This is a genomic window from Mumia sp. ZJ1417 (genome assembly GCF_014127285.1).
Lineage (GTDB): Bacteria > Actinomycetota > Actinomycetes > Propionibacteriales > Nocardioidaceae > Mumia.
Window position 1 is genome coordinate 3065671 of the sequence record NZ_CP059901.1, and the last position, 24626, is coordinate 3090296.

The following is a 24626-nucleotide window of genomic DNA, read 5'->3' on the forward strand; positions in this document are numbered from 1 at the left end:
TACCGGTCACAGGACGGGTACCCGATTCCGAGCAAGATCAACCCGCCGCGAGGATCAGACAGCTACTCGTCGCGTGCGCAAGGAGGCGACCGTCGGCGTCGAGCAGCTCGGCCTCGGCCAACGCGGTCGTACGGCCACGGTGGCGGACGCGGCCGACGGCACGCACCGGACCGGTCTCGACGGTGAGGCGGCGGAGGAACTTCACGTTGAGGTCCTGGCTGGTGTAGCCGACGCCCTCCGGGAGCGTCGTGTGCACCGCGCACCCGGCAGCGGAGTCGAGCAACGTCGCGAACACTCCGCCGTGGACGGAGCCGATCGGGTTGTACTGGAACTCCGCCGGCTCCAGCGTGAACTCGACCTCGCCTTCCTCGACCGAGGTCAGCGCGAACCCGACGAGCCGCGCGATCGGTGCCGACGGCACGAGCCCGTCGCGGACAGCGCGCATGAGCTCGAGCCCGCTGCGTCCGGCCGCCGCGTGCACGGTCGCCATCGGGTCGTCCCAGGTGTGCGTACGCTCACGTGTCGCGGCCTCGGCACCAGTACGGTCGGTGGGCGGTGCGGTCATCTCGGCTCTCCTCGCTCCCGGTCGCGCCGGGATCGTCGGTCGGTACGGGAGGCGAAGCGCCGTTGGGTCTCGGGTCCTGCGGCAGGACCTGCCGTCGCCTCCAGTCGCAGCTGCGACAGCGGCGTGCCGGTGGCGGCGTCGACGAGGACGGGCTCGATCTCGCGCCCCGAGTCGCGGTCGACGAGCACCACCGCGCGGTCGGCGGCATCGAGGTCGTGGTTGCCCCAGGCCAGCAGCGCCAGCACCACGCTCTGCGAGGCACGGCCGCGGTCGGTCAGGACGTACTCGAAGCGCTCGGGCCGCTCGCTGTAGCGACGTCGCTCCATCAGCCCGCGCTCGACGAGCGTGCGGAGACGCCGCGTGAGCATGGCCGGCGAGATCGCCAGGTCGTCGGCGAACTCGTCGAACCGACGCATCCCGTCGAGGGCGTCGCGCAAGATGAGCAGGCTCCACCAGTCTCCGAGCTCGTCGACGCTGCGTGCGACGGGGCACTCAGCGTCGCTCAGATCGGTACGCCGCATCGTCTCTCCTCTCGCGATCGCCATGACTACCATGATGATAGTCACCGCGATGAGCAGAAGTCGACCAGATCCGACCGCGGACCGAGTCCGGGCATCGACCGGCCCAGGGAGGTCCCTAGGCTGTGACGACCGACGTCACCCGCCCCCAGGGAGTCCCCTTGCGCTCGCCGCTCCGTCGCCGACCCGACGCACCTGTGCCCGCTGCCGCCGCCCCGCCGCCTGCCCTGCCAGCACCGGACCCGGAGCCAGCACCAGAGCCGGAGCCAGCGCCGGGCACCGAGCCGCCAGCCCCCGAGGTCGTCGGCATCGACGGCCTCCAGCGGCTGCCCGCTGTCTCGGTCGGCAACCTGACGTGCGAGCCACCTGTCCAGATCGCCGGCCGCATCCGTGTCACCAGCCCGGTGACTGTCGGGGCCTACACCTATCTCACGTCCGGCCTCATCAAGACGTCCGGCTCCATCGGACGCTACTGCTCGATCGGCCCCGACGTGGCGATCGGCCACCCCGAGCACCCCATCGAGTGGCTCAGCACGTCGCCGTTCCAGTACAACCCGCGGCGGTTCGGCTGGCACCCCACCGCCGAGGAGTTCCCGTCGGCGTCGACGATCGCGGGCGCCGACACGTCCTGGCGCGGAGGCTCGTTCACGATCGGCAACGACGTCTGGATCGGGGTCAACGTGACGATCCTGCGCGACGTCACGATCGGCGACGGCGCCATCATCGCGGCCGGCGCGGTCGTCACGAAGGACGTCGCTCCGTACACGATTGTCGGCGGTGTCCCCGCCCGGCCGATCCGTCAGCGCTTCGACGACGCCACCGTCGCCCGCCTGCTGGCCTCGCGGTGGTGGGAGCTCAGCCCCAACCAGATGCGCGACGTCCCCGTCACCGACGTGCACGCCGCGTTGGAAGCGATCGAGGCCCTGCGGGCCGGCGGCGTGTCCGCGTACGAGTCCGAGCAGGTTCCTGTCTGACCCGAGCGGTCCGTAGGATCGGGGGCTGTGACCCCCGAGACGACACGCCGCCCCGCCGTGCCCCGGCGGACCTGGCTCGGCGTGCTCTTCGCCGTCGTGGCGATCGCCTCGCTCGTCGCGTGCGTGCCTGCGTTCGCCGCGAGCGACTGGTTCGCGGCGGGCCGACGGGCGATGTTCGGTGGCTTCTTCGTCCTGTACGCGGTGGGCCACTTCCGATGGCCGCACACGCGCTGGCCGAAGCACGGAGAGCGGGCGGCGGCCACGCTCGTGCTCGGCTACCTCGGGTGCGTCGGCCTGTCGATGATCGACTGACACCTGCGGCCGACGCGCTAGGTGCCCGGTTTGGTCTGGCCCGCGTACTCGGCCGGCAGCGCATCGCCCTGCTCGGTGGGGATCGCCTCGGACTCCGGATCCACGAGGTACCACGCCTCGGGTCCCGCACCAGCGCCGCCGAGGATCAGCACGAAGCCGTCCGCGTCGGGCTCCACGTCGTCCCACACCTGGTTGGCGTACTCCAACGGACCGCCGAACGTCACCACCATCGCCATGCGACGACGGTAGTACCGCGAGGCCCGTTGCGCTCTGCAGAGCGGCAGGGCCGATGACAGACTCGTGAGCATGGCGGAGCCGGGGCGAGGCACCAAGATCGCGGTCTGCGGCGCGGGCTCGGTCGGGAGCACCGTCGCGTACGCCGCGCTTCTGCGGGGGCTCGCCGACGAGATCGTCCTGTACGACATCGCGACCGCGCTCGTCCAGGCACAGGCCGGTGACCTCAACGACGGGGCGGCGTTCGCCCCGCCGGCGACGATCGTCGGCAGCGACGACCCGGCGGCATGCGCGGGCGCCGACGTCGTCGTCATGACCGCCGGCGCGCGGCAGAAGCCGGGCCAGACCCGCCTCGACCTCGCGGAGGTCAACATCGGCATCACCCGCAGCGTGCTCGGCGCCGTACGCCAGCACGCGCCGGACGCGATCTACATCATCGTGACGAATCCGTGCGACGTCCTGGCGTACGCGGCGGTCGGCTTCCTCGACCTCCCAGCCGGACGCGTCTTCGGCTCGGGGACGGTCCTCGACACGGCACGCATGCGCTACCTGCTCTCACGCCGGCTGCACGTCTCGACGCGCAGCGTGCACGCGCTGGTCGCCGGCGAGCACGGAGACACCGAGATCGTCCTCTGGTCGTCGGCGAACGTCGGTGGCGTGCCTCTGGCCTCGTACGACGTGGAGGGCCGCGCGATCCCGGTCTCGGAGTACGGCGAGATCCGCGACGCCGTCGCCAACTCGGCGTACACCGTGATCGAGGGGAAGGGCGCAACCAACTATGCGATCGGTCTGGCGATGGCCGACATCATGTCGGCGGTGCTGCGCGACGAGCACCGGTTCCTGCCGGTGTCCACGCTGTTCACTGGCCAGTACGGCATCAGCGACGTCTGCCTGTCCGCCCCCTGCGTGGTCGGCACGAACGGCGCCGCGGGGCCGGCCGTCCTCCCGCTCGACGACACCGATCTCGAGGGTCTGCGCGCTTCTGCCGAGGCGTTGCGCCACCAGAACCGCAAGCTCGGCCTTCCGTCGCCCACCAACTAGGCCCTCCCTACGACTCGCGCACCTCGAGCGCCCGGTCGACCTGCGCCTGCGTCATGCCCGTGGCATAGAGCAGGTCCGACGCGAGCGCACGCACCTGAGCGACCACAGCGGCGTCGTTGATCGTGGCGGCAGCCGGAAGCGCCACCGTGGCCATCCGCGCCGCCTCGACGAGCTTGCTGCGTGCCTCGTCGTACGCGTCGGCCGCCGCGATGTCGTCGGCGAAGATGCCGACCGCTTCCTGGAGGAGACTCACCGCCTCCGGCATCCCGGGGAACGACCGCTCTCCCTTGCGCAGCATCGTATGGACGCGGCGTGCGAGCACACGGGCATCGCGGACCGCGTTGTCGACGTCACGGATCGCGACGACGTAGCGCTCGACATGGCTGCGCTGGCGCCAGCGCAGCGGTGAGTAACGGGCGATCTCGTCCGCCCCGGAGACCGTCGTCGCGAGGCGCTCGATCGCCGGCTGGAGCCCGCGGACCTGCTGCAGCGCCGTCCACGCGGGCCCAGCGTCCTCGAGGCGTAGCGCAAGCTCGATGCCGCGCAGCGCCTGGTCGAGCGTACGGAGCACCGCCTGCATCTCGCGGTTGGCGCGGCGCGCGGGGTTGCCCGGGATGAGCAGCGCCATCGCGAGTCCGACGAGGCCGCCGACCACGGCGTCGATGAAGCGGATGACCGCCGGGTTGCCCGCCGTTACCGGCAAGATCGCGGCCAGCAGGCTCGCCGACGTCGCCGCCTGGGTGCGCGCCAACCCGCGCAGCCCGAGGAACGTGGCCGAGACCGAGGCGAGGGCGACGATCACGCCGATCTGCCACCAGCCTCTGCCGATCAGCGTGATCAGCGTCTCGCCGACGAGCACGCCGACCGAGACGCCGACGAACAGCTCGAGCATGATCTGCCGACGACCACCCACCCCCGCATAGACGACGAGGATCGCCGCGACCGGCGCGAAGAACGGTTGCTGGTGGCCGATGATGTCGTGCGCGATCACCCACGCCAGCGCGGCACCCACCGACACCTGGACGATCGCCGTCAGCTGCGTGCGTACCCATTGCAGACGTGCACGCAGCGCCACTGGCATCCGTGCACCGCTGCGGACGTCCCCGCCGTCGCCGATGCGGGCGAGGAAACCCTGCTCGCGCGCCATCGGCCCTCCCCCCGTACTGGTCCGTGCCCTACAGGTAGAGACCGGTCTGGTCGTCGTCGATCCGTTTTGCTGCCACCGCGTGCAGATCGCGCTCGCGGAGAAGGATGAAGTCCTTGCCGCGCACCTCGACCTCGGCCCGGTCGTCCGGGTCGAACAGGACGCTGTCGCCGACCTGGACCGTACGGACGTTGCTGCCGACCGCCTCGACCCTCGCCCACGCCAGACGCCGGCCGAGCGCGGCAGTCGCCGGGATGACGATGCCGCCGGACGAGCGCCGGTCGCCGGACTCGGGGTCGATCGACACCAAGAGCCGGTCGTGGAGCATCCGGATGGGGAGCCCGTCGGCCATTCAGTTGCTCACGATCTTGCGGATCACGATGATGAGCCCGAGGACACCGACGACGGCGCCGGCGACGGGCAGGATGTTCTCGAGGCGAGGCTCACCCGACGGCGTCACGAAGCGCGCCTTGACGTCGGCAATGCGGCGACGGGCCACGTTCTTGGGGTTGGCGAGGTCGACGAGCTGGTCGACGTTGGACGCGAGCCGGTTCCTGACCTCGTCGATCTGGGAGACGAGCTGGTCAGGCGTCCCGGTGATCGTCGTCGGGGCCTCTGGCCTGGTGTCGTTCGCCACGTCGTCTCCTCGCTGCGTCTTCGCGGTCGCGGCGCCGCCCGACCCGAGGGGCTGCGGTCACCTGTCGAGTCCACGTTACCGATAGGCAAGGATAGGGCCATGACCACGCGACTGCAGCCAGGTGATCAGGCCCCGGATTTCACGCTTGTGGACGACCACGGCAAAGAGGTCAGGCTTTCCGATTTCCGGGGCGGCAAGGTCATCGTCTACTTCTATCCCGCGGCCATGACTCCGGGGTGCACACGCGAGGCGTGCGACTTCACCGCCGAGCGCGAGACCTTCGACTCGTCGGGCTACACGGTCCTGGGCATCTCGCCCGACAACACCGAGAAGCTCGCGAAGTTCCGTGAGAAGGAGGGGCTGGAGATCACGCTGCTCTCCGATCCCGACAAAGAGGTGCTCCGCGCCTGGGGCGCCTACGGCGACAAGAAGCTCTACGGCAAGGTCATCGAGGGTGTCATCCGCTCGACGTTCGTCGTCGACGAGGAGGGCAAGATCGAGGTCGCGCAGTACAACATCAAGGCGACGGGTCACGTCGAGCGGCTCATCCGTCAGCTCGACATCGCCTGAGCCCTAGAATGTCCGACGGGCCGGTGTGGTGGAACTGGTAGACACGCAGGATTTAGGTTCCTGTGTCGAGAGACGTGCAGGTTCGAGTCCTGTCACCGGCACCCGTCGTTCCTACCTACCCTCGCGCATCGCCGCGAAGGATGCCCGAAGCTCCCCTACGAAGATGTCCGGCTGCTCGAACGCCGCGAAGTGGCCGCCCCTCTCCGGCGTGCCCCAGTAGCGGATGGCGCTGAAGCGTCGCTCGGCCCCGGAACCATCCGTCGACGGTCTCGTAGCTCTCCCAGAACAGCCGCGTCGACGAGGCAGCGGTCCGACTGGCGCTCGCGGCGGGCAGCCACAGGGTCGACGGGGCTCCTGGCAGGACAGATGATCCGCGGAACGCGGTCCCTCAGAGTCATCTCGTGGCACCGATAGACCGCGTTGACATCTGCCAGATCGTCAGTGCGGCTCGCCGCGGTAGGTCCCGAACGACCAGGAGTTGCCCTCGGGATCGGCCGCGATGAAGTCCCGGCTTCCGTAGTCGGTCGTTGTCAGCTCCATGACGATCGTGGCGCCGGCCGCCTTCGCCCGCTCGTAGAGCGCGTCCGGGTCGGAGCACACGACGTACGCACCGAAGGTGCCGGCCTTCTGCTGCCAGTGGCCCTCGGTCTTCTCCGAGCCCATCATGATCCCGCCGCCCTCGGGCCAGGCCAGCTCGGCGTGCTGGACGCGGTCGCCGTCGGCGATCACGACCACCCGGCGGAAGCCGAACGCCCGCTCCAGGAAGTCGATCATGCCGAGCGCATCGCGGGCCGCGAGGGCGGGCCACACGGTCGGTGCCGGCGTCGTGGTCTCGGTGGTCTGGTCCGTGGTCTGCTGTTCAGTGCTCATGGCCTCACCCTGTCGCGGCACCGTGCCCTCCGGCTTGGATGTTTCGGCGCTCTTCGGCCAGCCAGCCCGTCGGCGACGTCCCCGCCATCGCCTGGAACTCGTGGACGAGGTGCGCATGGTCGGCGTATCCCGCACGCGCCGCGACGTCGCTGAGCGTCTCCTCCCCCGGCTGGGCGACCTGGTCCCGCACCATGGCGACCGCGCGGTCGAAGCGCACCAGCCGTCCGAGCACTTTCGGACCGAAGCCGAGCTCCTCCACGAAGACCGCCCGCAACCGCCGCGGGCTCAGCGCGACGTGCGCGGCGAGGTCGTCGATCCGTCCGTTGCCTCCGTGGGCCACGATCCAGCGCCACCCCTCGACCACCTCGGGCCGCGGCCGGGACGCCGCCGCGCCGCTGGCCGTACGGGCACGTACGGCCAGGAAGTCACGGACCATTCCGAACCGGGTCGACCAGTCGTCCACGTCCCCGACCCGCCGGCGCAGAGCCGGTGCTGACGGGCCGAGGACATCGCCGAGGTCGAGCGCGAGACCGGGGAGGCGACTCGCGGGCGCGCCGAACAGCCAACGCGCCGCAAACGGGTGCACCGCGAGCTGCACGCCCTCCTGGGTGTCCGGCTGGGCGATGTACGCCGGCCGCGTCGAGAGCGGACCGAGCATGTCGTACGCGGCGACCGGCGCCTCGTCGCCCTCTCGCTCGCCCACAACCACCGGGGTGTCGAGGGCGATGACGAGCGTCAGGTACGGAGACGGCAGCCCACGGTGCAGGCGCTGCGTGACCCCGCTCTGCCGGTATCCGACCATCGAGGTGACCGCCCCCGCGAACGGGCCGCGCGGGTCCGCGCGGACGAAGTCCATGGAGGTGGTCACGCTTTGAGTATCCGCCCGATCGGTGCCGCAGGGCAGCCGCGATAGCCTCGGACGATGTTCCGAATCCTCTACTACGAGCCGCGGATCCCGCCCAACACGGGCAATGCGATCCGCTTGGCGGCCGCGACCGGCGCCCAGCTGCATCTTGTGGAGCCGCTGGGGTTCGACCTGTCCGACGCCAAGCTCAAGCGGGCCGGACTGGACTACCACGACCTGGCGGACGTCTCGGTCCACGCCGACCTCGAGGCCGCGTTCAAGGCGCTCGACCCGGTCCGCGTGTTCGCGTTCACGACCGCCGCCACGACCTCGTACGCGGACATCGCGTACGAGCCCGGCGACGTGTTCCTCTTCGGGCCGGAGCCGACGGGGCTGCCCGAGCACGTCCTCGCCGACCGGCGCGTGACCGATCGGCTGCGGATCCCGATGCAGCCGGCACGTCGCTCGCTCAACCTCGCCAACTCGACGGCGATCGTCGTGTACGAGGCGTGGCGCCAGCAGGCCTACGCCGGAGGCGTGTAGCTCGTCAAGCACAGCGCCGGAGGCGTGTAGCTCGTCAAGCACAGCGCCGAAGGCGTCTAGGACGCCACGGCGGCGGGACGGCGACGCGGCCGTACGACCCGGCGTACGAGCGCGATCACGACCAGCGCCGCCGCGAAGATCCACCACGCACCCGCCTGCTCGAGACCGGGGCTCGACTCACCGACGATCCATGCGTACGCGGCCACCATGAACGCTCCCCCGAGCGTCACCAGCATCGCCGGAACGAACATCGTCACGAGCGCGGCGCCGAGGATGACGAGGCCGACCTGACGGATGTCGTCCTGGTTCGTGTACCACCAGAGCGCGTCCGCACTCATCCCCTCGGGGTCGGGCATCCCGGTGGAGCTCAGCGCACGCCACGTCGCGACGAACGCCACTGCCCACGCGATGAGGGCGGCGATGCGCAGGAGCGGCAGCAGCGTACGCACAGCGGCCTCAGGCCAGCAGCGCGACGAGGTGCGGGACCATCGCGCGCAGTGCGTTGCCCCGGTGGCTGATCGCGTCCTTGTCCGCGGGGGTCAGCTCGGCGGTCGACACGTCGTAGCCGTCGGCCGCGAACAGCGGGTCGTACCCGAAGCCCCCGTCACCGGTCGCCTCGCGCTGGATCCGGCCGCGCATGATGCCGATCTCGACGACCTCCGCCCCGCTCGGCATCGTGAGCGCCATCGCGCACCGGAACTCCGCGCCGCGGCGCTCGTCCGGCACGTCGGCCAGCTGGTCGAGCAGCAGCGCGTTGTTGCGCGCATCAGACTTGGGTCGACCGCCCCAGCGAGCCGAGAGCACGCCCGGCATGCCGTTGAGGGCGTCCACGCACAGACCGGAGTCGTCGGCCAGCGACGGCAGGCCGGTCGCCTTCGCCGCGGCACGCGCCTTGAGCAGCGCGTTGCCCTCGAAGGTCGGCTGGTCCTCTACCGGCTCGGCGAAGTCACCGATGTCGCCCAGCCCCAGCACCTCGATGCCCGGGAGCTCGGGCTCCAGGATGCGGCGCAGCTCGGCGAGCTTGCCCGTGTTGTGGCTCGCCAGGACGACCCGGCGCCCCGCCTCGCTCACGCCGCGCCCCCACCGAGCGCGGCCGCCTGGATCGCCGTGAGATCGGCGCAGCCCTTCTCGGCGAGCGCCAGCAGCGCGTCGAGCTCCACACGGTCGAACGGCGCGCCCTCAGCGGTCCCCTGGACCTCGACGAATGCGCCCGAGCCGGTCATCACGACGTTCATGTCCGTCTCGGCGCGGACGTCCTCGGTGTACGGGAGGTCGAGCATCGGGGTGCCGTCGATGATCCCCACCGACACCGCAGAGACCGACCCGGTGAGCGGCTCCGCCACCAGCGAGCCGCGCCCCCGCAGGTAGGAGACGGCGTCCGCCAGGGCGACGTACGCGCCGGTGATCGCTGCCGTGCGGGTGCCGCCGTCGGCCTGGAGGACGTCGCAGTCGATGACGATCGTGTTCTCGCCGAGCGCCTTGTAGTCGATCACGGCACGCAGCGAGCGCCCGATCAGGCGCGAGATCTCGTGCGTACGACCGCCGATGCGGCCCTTCACGGACTCGCGGTCGGACCGGGTGTGGGTCGCGCGCGGCAGCATCGCATACTCGGCCGTCACCCAGCCGAGGCCGGAGTCACGACGCCAGCGCGGCACCCCCTCGGTCACGCTCGCGGCGCACAGCACCCGCGTACGTCCGAACTCGACCAGCACCGATCCCTCGGCGTAGTCGAGCCAGTTGCGGGTGATGGTGACCGGACGCAGCTCGTCGACGGCGCGGCCGTCCTCGCGGGAAGTCATGCCCGCGAGCCTAACGCGGTGACCGTACGGGCCTGCGTCACACCTCGTAGACGTTGCCCGGGACCACGAGCTCGCTCTGCCCGGCGAACGCGGCCTTGGCCTCTGAGGCGACGACGTCGTGGTCGGTCCAGGTCGGCACGTGGGTGAGCAGCAGACGACCGACACCGGCCTCCGTCGCCGCGACGCCGGCGTCCGTCCCCGAGAGATGGAGATGGGGTGGGTTGCCCCCGGCGTCGACGAACGAAGCCTCGCAGAGGAAGACGTCGGCATCACGGGCCGCGTCCGCGAGCGCCGGCGTCGGGCCGGTGTCGCCCGAGTAGACGAGAACCCGCCCGTCGGTCTCGATCCGCAGCGCATACGACTCGACAGGGTGGTCGACCAGAGTCGGCGTCACTGTGAACGGGCCCAGCGTCGCCGGCTCGCCGTCGGTCCACGCGAAGACGTCGAGCTCCTCGGTCATGCCGGGATCGCGCGGGAGGTCGTACGCCTCGGCGAACCGCTGCGCACTCCCTTCGGGGCCCCACAGGGGGATGCGTGGGAGCGGGCCACCAGGGACGTACTTGCGGTAGACGTACATCCCGCAGATGTCCATGTAGTGGTCCGGGTGCAGGTGCGAGACCGCGATCGCGTCGAGGTCCTCGATCGCGGCGTACTGCTGCAGGACACCGAGCGCACCATTGCCGAGATCCACGACGAGTCGGTAGGTACGGCCCTCGTACGGCGCCTCGACGAGATAGCAGCTGGCGGCGGAGTCGGGCCCTGGGTAGGAGCCTGCGCACCCGATGATCGTGAGCCTCATGCGCCCACCCACGCGGTGATGCCCATCGAGGAGAACTGGTCGACCTGCTCGATCTCGGGGCCGAGGAAGCGACGGCCGAGCGTACGGAACTGCTCCGGCTGGCCCGTCGTGAGGAAGCGGTGCTCGGGCAGCGTGTCCGTGGTGCGCTCGAGCTCGTGGCGCACCAGCAGCGCGTACACGTCCTTGGCGGTCTCGTCGGCGCTCGACACCAGCGTCACGTCGTCTCCCATCACGTACGAGATCACGCCGGTCAGCAGCGGATAGTGAGTGCAGCCGAGCACGAGCGTGTCCACGCCGGCGGCCTGCAGCGGCGCGAGGTATTCGTGGGCGACCTCCAGCAGCTCGGGCCCGGACGTCACCCCTGCCTCGACGAACTCGACGAAGCGTGGGCACGCCTCGACGGTCAGCTGGACGGTCGGGTTGGCGGCGAACGCATCGTCGTAGGCCATCGAGGCCTTTGTCGCGCGCGTGCAGATCACGCCGACATGGTGGTTGCGGGTAGCCGCGACCGCACGTCGAGTCGCGGGCACGATCACCTCGACGACCGGCACGTCGTAGCGTTCGCGGGCGTCGCGGAGCACGGCGGCACTCGCCGAGTTGCACGCGATGACCAGCGCCTTCACGCCCTGGGTGACGAGGTGGTCGAGGCACTCGAGGGCGTACTCGCGGACGTCACCGATCGGCTGCGGCCCGTACGGCTGCCGGGCTGTGTCGCCGAGATAGAGGACCGCCTCGTTCGGCAGCTGGTCGATCACGGCACGAGCGACGGTGAGACCGCCGAAGCCGGAGTCGAAGATGCCGATGGGCGCGTCGTTCACCCGAGCGAGCCTAGTGGGCGATTCACACGCACGAAACACATTGCGGTCCAGGCCACACGGCGCGTCGCGTCACCCACCGGCTGGTCGAGCAGCCGCGAGGAACGAGCGGCGTGTCCACACCACGCTCCCCTACAGTCCCTCCATGAGACGAGTTCCTTTCACCGGAGACGAGAAGGAGAGCCTGTACGTGGCTCTCGACCGGCACCGCGACGCCATCTTGTGGAAGATCGACGGGTTGTCCGACGACGACCTGCGGCGGCCCATCGTGCCGTCAGGCACGACGCTCCTCGGGATGGTCAAGCACCTGGCGTCCGTCGACTACGCCTGGTTCTGCTCGACGTTCGGCCGCGAGTCGCTCGAGGTCCCGGCCGACGAGGACGACTGGGACGCCGACTGGCGCATCGAGCCGTGGGAGACGACCGAGGGCGTGCTCGCCTACTTCGCGATGGCGCGCAAGGCCGCCGACGAGGTGATCCACGACCTGGACCTCACCGACACCGGCACGGCCTGGTACGGCCCGACGGTCTCGCTGCGATGGGTGTTGATCCACATGGTCGAGGAGTACGCCCGCCACGCCGGCCACGCGGACATCCTCCGCGAGCTGGTCGACGGGGCGACGGGCCCGTTCGAGGGCTACCCGACCTGAGCGATGGTCCCGCCCCTCCCATTTTCCGTTGGCCCCAAGGAAGAGTGCAGGCCCCACCGCGCATGTGCGGTGGGGCAACACTTCTTCGTTGGGGCCAACGGAAAGTGGAGGGCCTACGCCCAGAGCTGGCCCTCGAGGCGCTCCTCGGCCTCGTCGATCGTGCCTTCGTACGCGCCGGTCGAGAGGTACTTCCAGCCACCGTCCGCGACGACGAACGCGATGTCGGCCGATGCCCCCGCCTTGACGGCCTTCGAGGCCTGGGCAAGCGCGGCGTGCAGGATCGCGCCGGTCGAGATGCCGGCGAAGACGCCCTCGGCCTCGAGCAGCTCACGCACGCGCCGGACGGCGTCGCGCGGGCCGACAGAGAAGCGGGCGTCGATGTACTGCGGGTCGTACAGCTCGGGCACGAACCCCTCGTCGAGGTTGCGCAGCCCGTACACGAGCTCGCCGTAGCGAGGCTCGGCGGCGACGATGCGCACCTCGGGCTTGGCCTCGCGGAAGAACCGCCCGACGCCCATCAGCGTGCCGGTCGTGCCGAGCCCCCCGACGAAGTGCGTCACCTCGGGCAGGTCGGCCAGGATCTCGGGCCCCGTGCCGCGGTAGTGCGCGTCGGCGTTGGCGGCGTTGCCGTACTGGTAGAGCATCACCCAGTCGGGATGCTCCTCGGCGACGCGCTTCGCGACGCGGACGGCCTCGTTGGAGCCGCCCGCCGCGGGCGACGAGACGATCTCCGCGCCCCACATCCGCAGGATCTGGCGCCGCTCCTCGGACGTGTTCTCCGGCATGACGCACACCATGCGGTAGCCGCGCAGCTTGGCGACCATCGCCAGCGAGATGCCGGTGTTGCCGGACGTCGGCTCGAGGATCGTGCACCCCGGCCGCAGCACGCCCTCAGCCTCGGCGCGCTCGATCATCGCGAGCGCGGCACGGTCCTTGATGGAGCCGGTCGGGTTGCGGTCCTCGAGCTTGGCCCAGATCCGGACCTCAGGGGTCGGCGACAACCTCGGCAGCCCCACGAGCGGGGTGTTGCCGACGGAGTCGATCAGGTTGTCGAAGCGCATGAGGTCAACGTGCGTACGGGGCGCCGGTCAGCGCGAACCGCCCGCGACCGCGGGCAGGATCACGACGACGTCGCCATCGGACAGCGGCGTCTCGAGGCCGCCGGAGAACCGGATGTCCTCGTCGTTGACATAGATGTTGACGAAGCGACGCGGCTGGCCGTCCTCGACCAGCCGGTCCTTGATGCCGGAGTGGTTCGCCTCCAGGTCCTCGATCAGCGCGCTGACCGAGTCACCGGCGGCGGACACCTTCTTCTCGCCGTCGGTGTAGGTGCGGAGAATGGTGGGGACTCGGACCTCGATGGCCATCAGACGTCTGCTTCCTTCGAACGGGTGCTTACGTCGTCGTAACGTTCAACGACCTTGACTTCTTCCTCGGTGACCTCACCGTCGACGATCCGGTACGACCGGAACTCGACGGGGCCGGACTCGTGTGCGCCGTCACGGGTCGACACGAGGACGTAGTGGGCCCCGGGCTCACCGGCGAGGTTGACGTCCGTACGGGATGGGTAGGCCTCGGTCGCGGTGTGCGAGTGGTAGACGACGACGGGCTCCTCGTCGTTGTCGTCCATCTCCTGGTAGAGCCGCAGCAGGTCGGTCGAGTCGAACTCGTAGAACGTGGGCGACATCGCCGCGTTGACCATCGGCGCGAAGCGCGTCGGCAGATCGGATCCGACGGCCCCCGCGACCACGCCGCAGGCCTCGTCGGGATGGTCCCGACGGGCGTGCGCGATGATCGCGTCGTAGGTCGCCTGGTCGATGGTCAGCATGCCTCACAGGGTACGCGGTCCCGAATGGCGGACGCCCGGCATCCACCATGCGGGAAGCCGAGCGTGTGGGACAGTGCACGTCAGGGTGTCGCAGGGCCACCGAGCGGCCAGGTCCGTACGACCCGTCGTCGCCGTGCATCGCCGTCCGGGCGCATCGCGACCAGCGAGACGTCCTCGAGCCGTACGGGCGCGCCGATCTCCACACCGCGCCCGCGCTGCTCGGACACGTGGGGTCGGAACCGGTCGCCGACGTGCCGCATCGCCCGGACGTCGACGCCGACATCGTCGAGCGCGGCGAGCATCGCGCGGTGCAGGGCGTCGATCTCGTCCACGCGGGCCAGCTCGGCGACGCGGACCTCGCGGCGCCGTCCGAACCAGGTGTCGGCGACAGCGCGGGTATCGATCGGCGGGCGGCCGGCGAGCACACCGCTCAGCGCTCCGACGACGTCGTCCTCGGCGGCGTCGAAGGGCGGGACCCACGTGACGTGCAACGGCCAGGCGTCGCGGCCGAACTCCTCCGGCGCAGGTTCAGACTCGACAAACGTGACCACGCACCAGCGCGTACGGTCACCGGCCACGTCGTCAGTCCAGCGCGCTGACAAGCGACTCCTGCACGAAGCCCAGCCAGTCGTAGATGTCGACGACGACGGACACCGCCTGATCGTCGCTCTCGGCAGCGGCCTCGGCGTCCTCCTCGGACTCGATCCCGAGCCTGACGGCGAGCGCCAGCCGGATGTCGGTCAGCGCCCGCATCCACGACTGCGCAGCACGGTCGCCGAGCTCGACCTCGACCGGGTCCTCGGAGCTCTCGGGGTCCTCGAGATCGAAGCCACCCGCGACCAGCGAGGCCACCACAGCCTGCGCGTTCTCGACCTTCACGGTGGACAGGCCCCGCTCGGTGAAGCGACGGAAGTCACCGGCCGCCTCGTCGTCGTCGCGGTAGGCGTCGGGCAGCAGGCGGCGCAGCACCGGGTCCTCCGGCGGCAACGACGAGCCGGTCGTGCCGAGCTGGCCGAACAGCGGGTCGATCGACGACTCCTCAGGCCCGTTGCGGTCGCGCAGCAGCTCGATGATCTGACCGAGCAGGTTGATGAGGAGCGCCGCCTCGGCCGGCTCGAACTCTGCCCGGATCCGGCCGCGCTTGCGCCGCTCGAACGCCTTCACGCGTCCTCCCGCTGGAGGGTCGCCCACAGGCCGTACTCGTGCATCGCCTGCACGTGCCGCTCCATCTCTTCGCGCGGGCCGGACGAGACCACGGCCCTGCCGTCGTTGTGCACCTTCATCATCAGCTCGTGCGCCTTGGCGTCGGAGTAGCCGAAGTAGTTCTTGAACACGTAGGCCACGTACGACATCAGGTTGACCGGGTCGTTCCAGACGATGGTGACCCACGGTCGGTCGAGCTCGGTGACCTCGTCGGTCTCCGGCTCGTCGAGCTCGATCGGCGCTGGCGTGCTCACCTGCACCATTGTGGCGCACGTGCAAACCCCGATCGCCTGGCCCTGCTGCCCTGCTGTGATGCGGCACATGAGAAGAGCCCTCGCGGCCACCGCCGCTGCCGCCCTGGTCGCTGGCGCCCTCGCAGTCATCCCCTCCCCCGCCACGGCCGGCGACCCGGCCGTACGGCCGGCCGCCACGATCGCCCCGGCCCCCGACCGGGTCATCTCAGGGCCGTTGACGGGCCTGCAACGTCCGGTCGGCCTCGCGATCGGTCCGGACGGACGGATCTTCGTCAGCAACTTCCTCAGCGGGTCGACGCTGGGGTCAGTACGGGTCTTCGCCGCCGACGCCGCGGGCGACACCGCCCCCGGCGCGGTCCTCGACTCGACGTCTCCCGGGATGAGCTTCCTGACGAAGCCCGCCGGCATCGTCGTCGGGACGGACGGCCGACTCCACATGGCGGCGTACAACGACAACGCGATCCGGACGTACGCCGTCCCGGCAAGCGGGAACGGGTTCGTCATGCAGTCGGCGATCGGCGCGGCGACGCTGATCTCCGCACCGAACGACCTCGCGACGACGTCGCCGACCGGCCTGTGGGTGACCAGCGGAGGCACTGACGAGGTCGTCCGCCTGGAGGTCGGCTCCACCACCCGGCTGCGGACGCTCAGCACCTCGGCTCCCCTCGGCGTGGCGGTGCACGGCACGTCGCTCTATGTCAGCGGTGGCAACCCGGCTGCTCCGTACGTCAAGATCTTCACCGCGGGCGCGAGCGGCCCCGCGACGCCGTCGCGGACGATCTCGGGGCCCGCGACCGGCCTCGAGGAGGTGGGCGGCGTGGCCGTCGACCGGTACGGCCGGATCTACGTCGCCAACGGAGCGGACGACTCCGTCCGGGTCTTCGCCCCTGGAGCAAACGGCAACGCCGCGCCCGTCTTCGTCATCAGCGGAGCCGCGACGCAGATCGACTACCCGTCGGACCTTGCGTTCGACGCTGCGGGGCGCCTGTGGGTTGCCAACGACACCGCGACGGGCAAGGTCCTCCGTCTCCCGGCCCTCGCTGCTCCGCCGGTCCCGCGCCCGCCTGCACCGCCGCCCCGTACGACCGCGCCGTCGAAGCCGCGCGCGCTGAAGGTCACCGGCAAGACGACCGCGAAGAAGCGCACCGTCCGCTGGAAGGCACCCGCGCGCAGCGGCGGGACGCGCGTCCTGCGCTACCGCGTGGTGATCAAGAAGGGCAAGAAGGCCCTTCTTGCCCGTACCGTCTCCGCCTCCACGCGGAGGCTGATCGTCAAGCGCAGCAAGCTCCGTACGGGCAGGCTCACGGTCCACGTCCGGGCGGTCAATGCCAAGGGCGCCGGCCCGTACGCGACCACGCGCTTCCGCGTGCGCCGCTAGGAGCCGCACTACGCTGACGCCGTGACCTCCACCGCCTTGCTCACGGACCACTACGAGCTGACGATGCTCCAGGCAGCGCTCGCCGACGGCACCGCTGAGCGGCGCTCGGTGTTCGAGCTGTTCGCACGCCGGCTGCCCGACGGGCGGCGCTACGGCGTGGTCGCAGGGATCGGACGGATCCTCGACGCGATCGAGGCGTTCCGGTTCACCGACGACGACCTCGCGTTCCTCCGCGAGACGTCCGTCGTGGACGAGCCGACACTCGCGTGGCTGGCCGACTACCGGTTCAGCGGCGACGTGTGGGGGTACGCCGAAGGCGAGACCTACTTCCCGCAGTCCCCCGTCCTCGTCGTCGAGGGCACCTTCGGCGAAGCCGTGGTTCTCGAGACGGTGCTGCTCTCGATCCTCAATCACGACTCGGCGATCGCCTCGGCGGCGGCGCGCATGATCGTGGCCGCCGGCGACCGCCCGTGCATCGAGATGGGCTCGCGGCGCACCCACGAGAGTGCCGCGATCGCCTCGGCCCGCGCCGCGTACGTCGGCGGATTCTCGACGACGTCCAACCTTGCGGCCGGGCGCCGTTATGCGATCCCGACCACGGGGACGTCGGCGCACTCGTTCACGCTGCTGCACGACACCGAGCGCGACGCCTTCACCTCCCAGGTCGAGTCGCTGGGCGTCGGCACGACGCTGCTGGTGGACACGTACGACGTCGCGGAGGCGGTACGCCTCGGCATCGAGGTCGCGGGCACCGACCTGGGCGCCGTACGCCTCGACTCCGGCGACCTGCCGCTGCTGGCCAAGCAGGTCCGGCGCCAGCTCGACGACCTCGGCGCGACGGCGACGAAGATCGTCGTGACCAGCGACCTCGACGAGTACGCGATCGCCGGACTCGCCGCGGCGCCGGTCGACGGGTACGGGGTCGGCACATCGTTGGTCACCGGCTCCGGACACCCCACGTGCGGCTTCGTCTACAAGCTCGTCGCGCGGGCCGACGGTCTCGGCGCGGACGCGACCATGGTGTCGGTCGCGAAGGCCAGCAAGGACAAGATCTCGATCGGCGGCCGCAAGTACGTCCTGCGTCGACTCGACGACCGCGGCACAGCGACGGCGGAGGTCATCGGCATCGGCGAGGCCCCCGAGGGCGACCACAACGACCGCCCGCTGCTGGTGCCGCTCGTCCGTGACGGCGAGCGGGTCCACGACGAGCCGCTCGACGTGGCCCGTGACCGGCTCCGCGCCTCGCTGGCCGAGCTACCCTTGCAGGCGCGGCAGCTGTCGCGGGGGGAGCCTGCGATCCCGACTGTCTTCGAGGGCACGGCGAGCGAGGGAGCACGATGAGCAAGGCACTGGTCGTGGTGGACGTGCAAAAGGACTTCTGCGAGGGCGGCTCGCTCGCCGTCGCCGGGGGCGCCGACGTCGCCGAGCGGATCGCGAAGCTCGTCGCCGACGGCGGGTACGACATCGTCGTCGCGACCAAGGACCACCACATCGATCCCGGGACGCACTTCAGCGAGGCTCCCGACTTCGTCGACTCGTGGCCGCCGCACTGCGTCGTCGGCACGGAGGGCAACGCGCTCCACGAACCGCTCCGCGAGGACATGTTCGCGGCGGTGTTCGAGAAGGGGCAGTTCGACGCGGCCTACTCCGGTTTCGAGGGCACGGCCACCGGGTCCGAGGACGCTCTCGACGCGTGGCTGCGCGACCGCGGCGTGGACGCGGTCGACGTCGTCGGGATCGCGACCGACTACTGCGTACGGGCGACCGCCCTCGACGCGGCAGCGAACGGCTTCGCGACGACTGTGCTCATGGATCTCACGGCTCCGGTGTCCGAGGCCAACCTCGCCAAGACCCGCGCCGACCTCGACGCGGCGGGCGTCATCCTCGCCTGACCGCTCCGCGCTCAGTCGTACGAGATCGTCCGCACGACCTGCGTCGGGGCACCCGCGGCGACCGAGAACGCCGGCACGTCCCGCGTGACGACGGAGTTCGCGCCGATCACGCACCGCTCGCCGATCGTCACACCGCTCGTCACGACGACGTTGGCGCCGAGCCAGCAGTTGTCGCCGATCACCGTCGGCCCCTTCGACGTGAAGCCCTGCCACGGCACGGGCACCCCGGGATCGTCGAACCGGTGCGCCGAGTCCGTGATCAGGCACCCGTTCGCGATCATGCTGTGCGCCCCGATCTCGACACGCTGCGACGCCGCGACCATGACTCCGAGGTTGAGGAACGTCCCCTCGCCGATCACGATCCGCGCGTCCGGGCCCCCGGTGATCCAGACGCCCGGCTCGAGGAACACCTGCGGCCCGACCTCGAGGCGCCCGTCGCGCAGCATCTCGAGCGCCTCGCCGTACACGGCTCCTCGGGCGTACGCACGCCTGCGCGCCAGCTCCACCGTGAGCCGCGCGCGGTTCAGCGGGCGCGTCGCCCGGCCGTACCAGCGCTGCTTGCGCCACCACTCGAGGGCGAGCTCGTACGTGCTGAGCTCACTCGACATGCGTGCCGAGATCCTCGATCCGGTAGCCGCCGGGCAGGTACGTCCGCACGACCCCGCGGTCCTCGGGACGCGACGGCTTCGACCGTGGCGGCGCGAGCCGCAGCAACCGGCCACGCAGCTTGAGCGCGCCCCTCGAGAGCGCGACCACCGCGCGAGGCGGCGTCGCATAACCGAAGGCCTCACGCACGTGGTCGTCCATGATCGCCCGCGAGAAGACCTCGACCCCGCGACGCAGCACCTTGGGGTAGTACGAGCACAGCAGGTCGAGCGTCGCGTCGGCGACCTCGCGTGAGCGCGCGTCGAACGCGAAGTTCTTGCGCTCGTAGTCGTCGAGCAGCGTCTCGAACTCCTCGTACGAGGCCGGGATGTCCTTGATGCCCATCAGCTCGCCCATCCGCGTGTACGAACGTGTCGAGGCCTCGACCTCGGCGCGGCTGAGCTCGCGCCACCCGTAGTCGGCGATCCATCGCACCGGCGTGACGACGAACGTCGCCAGCACGTAGCGCATGTCGTCGTTGCTGATGTCGTACGACCCGTGCATCTTGTTCATGCGGCGGACGGCGCCGCGGCCGCCCGGCGACTCGAGCCCGTGCTCGATCACCGCGTCGAGCACGAGCACGGTGTCGTCGTGCCGCTTCTGGGTGCGTGCGGTGAACTCGTGGGTCTCGTGCAGCAGCACCCCGATCGACGGCACCGCGAACGTCCGGAACAGCGCGAAGCTCAACGCCTGCTGGATGTCCCACGGGAACTCGTACCGGGCGTTGATGACCGAGATCCGCTCGAAGTCGTCGACGGGGTCGAGGGTGGCGATGACGCGAGGCCAGGCGTCACGGCGGAAGCGGTCGCGACCTCGGGGCGGAGACGGATCAGTGCGCGCCATAGCCAGACGCTACTGGCTGCGGGCGCCGATGTCTGCACTAGATTCAAGGGGTGAGTGCTCCGTTCCTGGTCGATCTCGCCTCCGACGCCGCCTCGCTCGTCGAGGGTGCGCCGCCCTTGACCGACGTCATCGCTGCGCACGTCGCACGTCGTACGGCCGCGGGTGACGTCGTCGACGTCCTCGGCCCTCTCGTGGTCTCGGACACCGCGCTCCCGTCGGTCCAAGGGGTGGTCGACTCCCTCGGCACCGACCCGCTGGACGTGGTCGTCACGGTCACCGGCGGCGCCGGTGCGATCGAGCCTGCCGTCCGTTGGGCGGTGCGGCAGCCGGGGATCCGGCTGCGGGGCCTGGTCGCCGCGGTCCGCGACCTCGACGACCTCACGCGCGGCGCACACCGGGTGGCGGCGATGGTGTCCCAGCTTGACGCCGAGGGGCTTCTCGACGAGGTCCGGGTCGATGTGAGCCTGCCGCTCTACGCGCGTACGGAAGGCTCGTCACGCTGGCAGCACGCGCTCGACACGCTCGCCATGGAGGACCTCCACCTGCTCCTGCGCACCGGCGGCGCCGACGCGGACGACACACCCTCTCCCGAGACCCTCGCCGGCGCGATCGGCGACGCGCTCGACCGCGAGGTGGCCTTCTCGTGCGCAGGTGATCTCGCGCATGCGGTCGCGTGGCGCGAGCCCGACACCAGCCGCGTACGCCACGGGGTGCTGAACATCCTTCTCGCGACGCGCGCCAGCCTCGACGGCGCGAACGCCACCGACATCGCGGAGCGCCTGACGATCGCCGACCCCGAGCGCGTCGTGGCTGACCTCGGGATCATCGGCGAGGCCGGCCTGCAGTCCGCCCGACGATGGTTCGCCGGGGTCGCGTCCGACGACGTGGACGCGACGCTCGCCGACCTGCGCACCCTCGCGCTGCTCCCCTAGCTCGCGCCTCGGGTCGCACGGCGCCGCACCGTGCGCAGCATCCGCGTCGTGGCGACGACGTGGAAGCGCGTGCCGATGACGAGCAGCCGGTACGCCGCACCGTGCGGCCCCGGGAACGCCGCGTACGACCGGGCGCTCAGCCGCGTCGCTCCCCCGGCCGCGTCCTCGAGCGCGAAGACCAGGCGATAGCGGGAGAAGTGGTGACGGCCCGTGAGGGCGAGCCGCTCGCCGGGGATGCGCTCGTCGACGTCGAACCCGCCCGGCGGATCGGTCCCGAGGATCCGCGAGATCAGCGGGCTCGCAGCCTCGGCGAGATCGTGGGTCGCGTACTGCTCCAGCGCCGCCCACACGACGCTGCGCGGCGCGGCGACGACGCGGGCGTGCTCGTCGATGTACGGCAGGGACCCGGTCATGGTGCTCTTAGGCCGAGCCGCCCGTGGCCGCACGGACGAACGCGACGATCTCGTCCCGTGCCCGCGTGGCTGACGGCGACGCTCCTGGCAGGCTGACGAACCCGTGGACGGTGTCGGCGTAGTCGGTCAGCGTCACCGTGCCGCCCTTGCCCTCCAGCGCCTCGGCATAGGCGACCCCGTTGTCGCGCAGCGGGTCGTGCCCCGCGATCTGGATCAGCGCCGGCACCCGCGCCCCTGCGAGGGACCCGTGCAGCGGCGCCGCCGTCGGCGCGTACGGGTCGGCGCCGTCGAGGTAGAGCCGGACGAACGCCCGCATCCCCCGCGACGTGAGGACCGGCGCGTCGGCGAACTCGACCTCCGAGGGCAGGACGGCCTCCATCTCGACCGCCGGGTAGACGAGCACCTGTGCGACGGGGCGCGGCCCGCCCTCCTCCACCGCGATGGCGGCGACGACGGCCGCGAGGTTGCCGCCCGCGCTGTCCCCGGCGACGATCAGTGCCGCAGGGTCTCCGCCGAGCTCACCGGCGTGCTCGGCGACCCACTGGAGCGCGGCCCAGGCGTCGAGCACCGCGGCCGGGTAGGGGTGCTCGGGTGCGAGCCGGTACGCGACGGAGACCACGAGGCACGGCGTCATCACGGCCAGGTGGGTCGCGAGCCACTCGTCCTGCTCCGGATCTCCGAGCACCCAGCCGCCACCGTGAAAGAGGACGACGACCGGCAGCGGCTCCGGGCCGGGGCTCGGCGGCTGGTAGACGCGCAGCCGCAGCGTCACCGGTTCGGTCTCGGGCGCGACTCCGGGGATCGTCACCGGAGCCATCTCGACGAGCCGGTCGGCGATCTGGGCGTCCGGGTGCGGCGCGCCGGCGACCAGCCGGCCGACCGGGCTCGCCAGCAGCTTTGCGCGCCTGGTCCGGCGGGCCGGGATCTCCTCGCGCGAGGCTTGGTCGATCGGCGTGTTGACGAGCCGCTCGATCGCGGCGAACACGCGCGTACGCAGGGGCAGGGGCGCAGCCATGGCGGTCAGACTAGAGGACCTTGCCCGGATTGAGGAGGCCCTGCGGATCGAGCGCGTCCTTGACCGCGCGCTGCACTGCCATCCCCACCGGGCCGAGCTCGCGCGCGAGCAGCTCGCGCTTGAGGACGCCCACGCCGTGCTCGCCGGTGATGGTCCCGCCGAGCGCGAGACCGAGCACCATGATGTCGTCGAAGGCGGAGCGCGCACGCGCGGCCTCGTCCGGATCGTCGGCATCGAAGATCACGCACGGGTGGAAGTTGCCGTCTCCCGCGTGGCCGACCACACCGACCACCACCTCGCGCTTCGCGGCGATCTCCTCGACGCCGTCGACCAGGTCCGCGATCCGGTTGCGCGGCACGCAGACGTCGTCGACCATCGTCGTGCCCATCGCCTCGAACGCGGTGAGGACCTCGCGGCGCGCCGTGAGCAGCAGCGCCGCCTCCGCCTCGTCGGCGGCGAGCACCACGTCGTACGCTCCCGCGCCGCGCAGGTGGCCGGCGATCTCGGCGATCTCCTCCTCTCCCGCGAGCCCCGCCGCGTCGGACTGGGCGAGGACGAGCGCGCCGACCTCCTCCTCGAAGCCGAGGTGGAACGCGTCGTTCACGGCGTGCAGGCTGGTCCCGTCGATCAGCTCGAGCAGGTTGGGGATCACTGCCGAGCGGGTGATCGCGGCGATCCCCTCGGCGGCGTCGTGGACCGAGCCGAACGTCGCCGCGAGGGTCCGTGGACGGTGCGCGGCGGGCCGCAGCCGCAGCGTCGCCTCGGTGATGATGCCGAGCGTGCCCTCCGACCCGACGAAGAGCCGCGTCAGGTCGTACCCGGCGACGCCCTTGACCGTACGGCGTCCGGTCCGCAGCACCTCGCCCGACGCGAGGACGACCTCGAGCGCGAGGACGTAGTCCGTGGTCACGCCGTACTTCACGCAGCACAGGCCGCCCGAGTTGGTCGCGAGGTTGCCGCCGATCGTGCAGAACTCCCACGAGCTGGGGTCCGGCGGATAGAACAGCCCCTGCTCCGCGACGGCGCGCGACAGGTCAGCGTTGAAGACACCGGGCTGCGTGACCACGAGGCGCTCGTCGGCATCGATCTCGAGGACCCTGTCCATCCGCTCGAGTGCGATCACGAGGCCCCCGTCGACGGCGTTGGCCGCACCGGACAGCCCGCTGCGCGCCCCCTGCGCGACGACCGGGACTCCGTGCGCCGCTGCGACTCGCACCGCCTCGGCGACGTCGGCGGTCTCGCGGGCCAGCACGACCGCGCACGGCGTGCCGGCGTCGCAGAACATCGCCCGGTCGGTGCGGTACGAGGCGAGCCGGTCCGGGTCCGTCACGACGACCTCACCGAGCGCGTCGACCAGTGCCTGCACGAACGCGTCGTTGGACATACCTCACCCTATGCTGACCGGGTGGCCCCGATCGACGACCTCGACGCCCAGATCGTCCGCCTGTTCCTCGACGAGCCCAAGATCGGCGTGCTCGAGGCCTCGCGGCGACTCGGCGTCGCCCGTGCGACCGTCCAGTCGCGGCTCGACCGTCTTGCCGAGCGCGGTGTGATCGCCTCCTGGTCACCGACCGTGTCGCCCGCCGCGCTGGGGTTCCCGGTGACCGCGTTCCTCACGCTGGAGGTCGTGCAGAGTGCCGGACGACCACCTGCCGCCGACCACCTCGCATCGATCCCCGAGGTCCTCGAGGCGTGCACGATCACCGGCGCCGGCGACCTGTGGTGCCGCGTCGTCGCGCGCTCCAACGCCGATCTCCAGCGTGTCCTGGACGCGGTCGTCTCGGAGCCGTCGATCGTCCGCGTCGCGACCGTCATCGCGCTCCAGACGGAGCTGGCGCCGCGGGTCGCTCCGCTGCTCGACGCCACGGCGGCCCTCGACACCGCGGTGCCACCCACGTCATAGTGTGCG

At 71.0% G+C, this 24626-nt stretch carries 35 protein-coding genes and 1 tRNA gene; 12 read left to right on the forward strand and 24 right to left on the reverse strand.

Features of this window, described 5'->3' with window-relative positions; all coding sequences use genetic code 11:
* Window positions 1-37: 37 nt before the first annotated feature.
* Both H4N58_RS14890 and H4N58_RS14895 read right to left on the reverse strand, forming a co-directional pair.
* On the reverse strand, window positions 38-565 hold the full coding sequence (locus H4N58_RS14890; RefSeq protein WP_167249968.1) for a PaaI family thioesterase: 528 nt from the start codon (window positions 563-565) through the stop codon (window positions 38-40).
* A complete protein-coding gene (locus tag H4N58_RS14895) occupies window positions 562-1110 on the reverse strand; it encodes a helix-turn-helix domain-containing protein (RefSeq protein WP_167249966.1) in 549 nt (182 codons plus the stop codon). The genes H4N58_RS14890 and H4N58_RS14895 overlap by 4 nt, the downstream gene beginning before the upstream one ends.
* A gap of 98 nt (window positions 1111-1208) precedes the next feature.
* Here H4N58_RS14895 and H4N58_RS20830 point away from each other — a divergent pair, with 98 nt between their 5' ends.
* Window positions 1209-2057 (forward strand): CatB-related O-acetyltransferase, encoded by an 849-nt coding sequence (locus H4N58_RS20830; protein ID WP_279587863.1) that lies wholly within the window; start codon window positions 1209-1211, stop codon window positions 2055-2057.
* A 27-nt stretch (window positions 2058-2084) separates the two neighbouring features.
* Window positions 2085-2369 carry a hypothetical protein gene (locus H4N58_RS14905; RefSeq protein WP_167004569.1) on the forward strand — a complete coding sequence of 95 codons (285 nt, stop codon included), beginning with the start codon at window positions 2085-2087 and terminating at the stop codon, window positions 2367-2369.
* Between the two features lie 17 nt (window positions 2370-2386).
* Here the strand turns inward: H4N58_RS14905 and H4N58_RS14910 are convergent, their stop codons facing one another.
* Window positions 2387-2605, reverse strand: a complete 219-nt coding sequence (locus H4N58_RS14910; RefSeq protein WP_167004572.1) for a hypothetical protein — start codon at window positions 2603-2605, stop codon at window positions 2387-2389.
* Between the two features lie 70 nt (window positions 2606-2675).
* Between H4N58_RS14910 and H4N58_RS14915 the strand changes: the two genes are divergently transcribed.
* Window positions 2676-3644 (forward strand): L-lactate dehydrogenase, encoded by a 969-nt coding sequence (locus tag H4N58_RS14915; RefSeq protein ID WP_167249964.1) that lies wholly within the window; start codon window positions 2676-2678, stop codon window positions 3642-3644.
* Window positions 3645-3651: 7 nt separating this feature from the next.
* Here H4N58_RS14915 and H4N58_RS14920 read toward each other — a convergent pair whose 3' ends face one another.
* From H4N58_RS14920 to H4N58_RS14930, 3 genes are read right to left on the reverse strand one after another with little or no spacing between them, the layout of a single operon-like run.
* The gene (locus H4N58_RS14920; RefSeq protein WP_167004579.1) at window positions 3652-4791 is read right to left on the reverse strand and encodes an aromatic acid exporter family protein; all 1140 of its coding nucleotides are present in this window, start codon (window positions 4789-4791) and stop codon (window positions 3652-3654) included.
* 28 nt (window positions 4792-4819) lie between these two features.
* The gene (locus tag H4N58_RS14925; RefSeq protein ID WP_167004582.1) at window positions 4820-5140 is read right to left on the reverse strand and encodes a co-chaperone GroES; all 321 of its coding nucleotides are present in this window, start codon (window positions 5138-5140) and stop codon (window positions 4820-4822) included.
* Window positions 5141-5425, reverse strand: a complete 285-nt coding sequence (locus H4N58_RS14930; RefSeq protein WP_167004585.1) for a DUF3618 domain-containing protein — start codon at window positions 5423-5425, stop codon at window positions 5141-5143.
* A gap of 99 nt (window positions 5426-5524) precedes the next feature.
* Here H4N58_RS14930 and bcp point away from each other — a divergent pair, with 99 nt between their 5' ends.
* Complete coding sequence (bcp, locus tag H4N58_RS14935) at window positions 5525-5995, forward strand: thioredoxin-dependent thiol peroxidase (RefSeq protein ID WP_167249962.1); 471 nt, start codon at window positions 5525-5527, stop codon at window positions 5993-5995.
* Window positions 5996-6014: 19 nt separating this feature from the next.
* Window positions 6015-6096, forward strand: a tRNA-Leu gene (locus H4N58_RS14940).
* A gap of 337 nt (window positions 6097-6433) precedes the next feature.
* Here H4N58_RS14940 and H4N58_RS14945 read toward each other — a convergent pair.
* Together H4N58_RS14945 and H4N58_RS14950 are read right to left on the reverse strand one after the other, a co-directional pair.
* Window positions 6434-6865, reverse strand: coding sequence for a VOC family protein (locus H4N58_RS14945; protein ID WP_167249960.1), 432 nt, complete (start codon window positions 6863-6865; stop codon window positions 6434-6436).
* A gap of 4 nt (window positions 6866-6869) precedes the next feature.
* Complete coding sequence (locus H4N58_RS14950) at window positions 6870-7733, reverse strand: helix-turn-helix domain-containing protein (protein WP_167249958.1); 864 nt, start codon at window positions 7731-7733, stop codon at window positions 6870-6872.
* A gap of 54 nt (window positions 7734-7787) precedes the next feature.
* Here H4N58_RS14950 and H4N58_RS14955 point away from each other — a divergent pair, with 54 nt between their 5' ends.
* Complete coding sequence (locus H4N58_RS14955) at window positions 7788-8252, forward strand: tRNA (cytidine(34)-2'-O)-methyltransferase (RefSeq protein ID WP_167004598.1); 465 nt, start codon at window positions 7788-7790, stop codon at window positions 8250-8252.
* A 56-nt stretch (window positions 8253-8308) separates the two neighbouring features.
* On the opposite strand, the gene H4N58_RS14960 is transcribed toward H4N58_RS14955, so the two are convergent.
* From H4N58_RS14960 to murI, 5 genes are read right to left on the reverse strand one after another with little or no spacing between them, the layout of a single operon-like run.
* Window positions 8309-8701 (reverse strand): hypothetical protein, encoded by a 393-nt coding sequence (locus H4N58_RS14960; protein WP_167004600.1) that lies wholly within the window; start codon window positions 8699-8701, stop codon window positions 8309-8311.
* A 7-nt stretch (window positions 8702-8708) separates the two neighbouring features.
* Window positions 8709-9323 carry an RdgB/HAM1 family non-canonical purine NTP pyrophosphatase gene (gene rdgB, locus H4N58_RS14965; protein ID WP_167004603.1) on the reverse strand — a complete coding sequence of 205 codons (615 nt, stop codon included), beginning with the start codon at window positions 9321-9323 and terminating at the stop codon, window positions 8709-8711.
* Window positions 9320-10051 carry a ribonuclease PH gene (gene rph / locus H4N58_RS14970; RefSeq protein ID WP_167249956.1) on the reverse strand — a complete coding sequence of 244 codons (732 nt, stop codon included), beginning with the start codon at window positions 10049-10051 and terminating at the stop codon, window positions 9320-9322. Before rph ends, rdgB begins: the two co-directional genes overlap by 4 nt.
* Before the next feature lie 37 nt (window positions 10052-10088).
* Entirely contained in the window at window positions 10089-10850 is a 762-nt protein-coding gene (locus tag H4N58_RS14975) for an MBL fold metallo-hydrolase (protein WP_167004610.1), read from the reverse strand.
* Window positions 10847-11668 carry a glutamate racemase gene (murI, locus tag H4N58_RS14980; RefSeq protein WP_167004613.1) on the reverse strand — a complete coding sequence of 274 codons (822 nt, stop codon included), beginning with the start codon at window positions 11666-11668 and terminating at the stop codon, window positions 10847-10849. The genes H4N58_RS14975 and murI overlap by 4 nt, the downstream gene beginning before the upstream one ends.
* A 142-nt stretch (window positions 11669-11810) precedes the next feature.
* Between murI and H4N58_RS14985 the strand changes: the two genes are divergently transcribed.
* Window positions 11811-12314: a DinB family protein gene (locus H4N58_RS14985; RefSeq protein WP_167004616.1), complete on the forward strand. Its 504-nt coding sequence runs from the start codon at window positions 11811-11813 to the stop codon at window positions 12312-12314.
* A 113-nt stretch (window positions 12315-12427) separates the two neighbouring features.
* On the opposite strand, the gene H4N58_RS14990 is transcribed toward H4N58_RS14985, so the two are convergent.
* The 6 genes from H4N58_RS14990 to clpS form a co-directional block, all read right to left on the reverse strand.
* Window positions 12428-13375: a PLP-dependent cysteine synthase family protein gene (locus H4N58_RS14990; RefSeq protein ID WP_167004618.1), complete on the reverse strand. Its 948-nt coding sequence runs from the start codon at window positions 13373-13375 to the stop codon at window positions 12428-12430.
* 27 nt (window positions 13376-13402) lie between these two features.
* Window positions 13403-13681: a MoaD/ThiS family protein gene (locus tag H4N58_RS14995; protein ID WP_167004621.1), complete on the reverse strand. Its 279-nt coding sequence runs from the start codon at window positions 13679-13681 to the stop codon at window positions 13403-13405.
* Window positions 13681-14142, reverse strand: a complete 462-nt coding sequence (locus H4N58_RS15000; RefSeq protein WP_167004624.1) for a Mov34/MPN/PAD-1 family protein — start codon at window positions 14140-14142, stop codon at window positions 13681-13683. Before H4N58_RS15000 ends, H4N58_RS14995 begins: the two co-directional genes overlap by 1 nt.
* Window positions 14143-14222: 80 nt before the next feature.
* Window positions 14223-14693 carry a 2'-5' RNA ligase family protein gene (locus tag H4N58_RS15005; protein WP_167004627.1) on the reverse strand — a complete coding sequence of 157 codons (471 nt, stop codon included), beginning with the start codon at window positions 14691-14693 and terminating at the stop codon, window positions 14223-14225.
* A 31-nt stretch (window positions 14694-14724) separates the two neighbouring features.
* A complete protein-coding gene (locus H4N58_RS15010) occupies window positions 14725-15306 on the reverse strand; it encodes a DUF2017 domain-containing protein (protein ID WP_167004630.1) in 582 nt (193 codons plus the stop codon).
* Window positions 15303-15608, reverse strand: a complete 306-nt coding sequence (gene clpS / locus H4N58_RS15015) for an ATP-dependent Clp protease adapter ClpS (RefSeq protein WP_167005016.1) — start codon at window positions 15606-15608, stop codon at window positions 15303-15305. The genes H4N58_RS15010 and clpS overlap by 4 nt, the downstream gene beginning before the upstream one ends.
* A gap of 58 nt (window positions 15609-15666) precedes the next feature.
* Between clpS and H4N58_RS15020 the strand changes: the two genes are divergently transcribed.
* From H4N58_RS15020 to H4N58_RS15030, 3 genes are read left to right on the forward strand one after another with little or no spacing between them, the layout of a single operon-like run.
* On the forward strand, window positions 15667-16977 hold the full coding sequence (locus H4N58_RS15020) for a fibronectin type III domain-containing protein (RefSeq protein WP_167249954.1): 1311 nt from the start codon (window positions 15667-15669) through the stop codon (window positions 16975-16977).
* Window positions 16978-16998: 21 nt separating this feature from the next.
* Window positions 16999-18318 carry a nicotinate phosphoribosyltransferase gene (locus H4N58_RS15025; RefSeq protein ID WP_255490664.1) on the forward strand — a complete coding sequence of 440 codons (1320 nt, stop codon included), beginning with the start codon at window positions 16999-17001 and terminating at the stop codon, window positions 18316-18318.
* Window positions 18315-18869 carry an isochorismatase family protein gene (locus H4N58_RS15030; RefSeq protein WP_167249952.1) on the forward strand — a complete coding sequence of 185 codons (555 nt, stop codon included), beginning with the start codon at window positions 18315-18317 and terminating at the stop codon, window positions 18867-18869. Before H4N58_RS15025 ends, H4N58_RS15030 begins: the two co-directional genes overlap by 4 nt.
* A gap of 11 nt (window positions 18870-18880) precedes the next feature.
* Here H4N58_RS15030 and H4N58_RS15035 read toward each other — a convergent pair whose 3' ends face one another.
* Both H4N58_RS15035 and H4N58_RS15040 read right to left on the reverse strand, forming a co-directional pair.
* Window positions 18881-19477, reverse strand: coding sequence for a DapH/DapD/GlmU-related protein (locus H4N58_RS15035; RefSeq protein WP_167249950.1), 597 nt, complete (start codon window positions 19475-19477; stop codon window positions 18881-18883).
* The gene (locus tag H4N58_RS15040; protein ID WP_167004642.1) at window positions 19467-20357 is read right to left on the reverse strand and encodes an oxygenase MpaB family protein; all 891 of its coding nucleotides are present in this window, start codon (window positions 20355-20357) and stop codon (window positions 19467-19469) included. Before H4N58_RS15040 ends, H4N58_RS15035 begins: the two co-directional genes overlap by 11 nt.
* A 50-nt stretch (window positions 20358-20407) precedes the next feature.
* On the opposite strand from H4N58_RS15040, the gene H4N58_RS15045 reads away from it, so the two are divergent.
* Entirely contained in the window at window positions 20408-21289 is an 882-nt protein-coding gene (locus H4N58_RS15045; RefSeq protein ID WP_167004646.1) for a hypothetical protein, read from the forward strand.
* Here H4N58_RS15045 and H4N58_RS15050 read toward each other — a convergent pair.
* Genes H4N58_RS15050 through H4N58_RS15060 form a run of 3 tightly spaced genes read right to left on the reverse strand, consistent with a single transcriptional unit; the run spans window position 21286 to window position 24101 of the window.
* The gene (locus H4N58_RS15050) at window positions 21286-21702 is read right to left on the reverse strand and encodes a hypothetical protein (RefSeq protein WP_167004648.1); all 417 of its coding nucleotides are present in this window, start codon (window positions 21700-21702) and stop codon (window positions 21286-21288) included. The two genes, H4N58_RS15045 and H4N58_RS15050, sit on opposite strands and share 4 nt — an antisense overlap.
* Window positions 21703-21709: 7 nt before the next feature.
* Window positions 21710-22717, reverse strand: a complete 1008-nt coding sequence (locus H4N58_RS15055) for an alpha/beta hydrolase (RefSeq protein ID WP_167249948.1) — start codon at window positions 22715-22717, stop codon at window positions 21710-21712.
* Between the two features lie 10 nt (window positions 22718-22727).
* Window positions 22728-24101 (reverse strand): FAD-binding oxidoreductase, encoded by a 1374-nt coding sequence (locus H4N58_RS15060; RefSeq protein ID WP_167249946.1) that lies wholly within the window; start codon window positions 24099-24101, stop codon window positions 22728-22730.
* A 21-nt stretch (window positions 24102-24122) separates the two neighbouring features.
* Between H4N58_RS15060 and H4N58_RS15065 the strand changes: the two genes are divergently transcribed.
* On the forward strand, window positions 24123-24620 hold the full coding sequence (locus H4N58_RS15065; RefSeq protein ID WP_243842999.1) for an Lrp/AsnC family transcriptional regulator: 498 nt from the start codon (window positions 24123-24125) through the stop codon (window positions 24618-24620).
* The last annotated feature ends 6 nt before the right edge of the window (window positions 24621-24626 follow it).